Below are 263 nucleotides of genomic sequence, written 5' to 3' on the forward strand. Positions count from 1 at the left end.
TGTACCGCTTGTCCGCCCACCGCACCGCCGGCCGGCACACCGACGGCCACCTCGGCACCGGCCCGCGTGTCGGCGGCTCCCCCGCCCTGCGCGCCGCCGGTCTCCGTGGCGCCGTACTGTTCGTGGCGGCTCCCCTGCTCGTGACGGCGGCGGCCGTCACCCCCGCGTCCGCGCACGGCGCGCCGACCGATCCGGTGAGCCGGGTGTCGGCGTGCTCGCCCGAGGGCGGGGACCGGGCGAACTCGGCGGCGTGCCGGGCGGCG

Annotated in this window: 1 pseudogene; it reads left to right on the plus strand. The window is 80.6% G+C overall.

What is annotated here, in order from left to right:
• Positions 1–86: 86 nt before the first annotated feature.
• Positions 87–263, plus strand: a pseudogene (locus AOK23_RS50680) (lytic polysaccharide monooxygenase); the annotation flags it as partial.

Source organism: Streptomyces torulosus (assembly GCF_001419765.1).
Lineage (GTDB): Bacteria > Actinomycetota > Actinomycetes > Streptomycetales > Streptomycetaceae > Streptomyces > Streptomyces torulosus.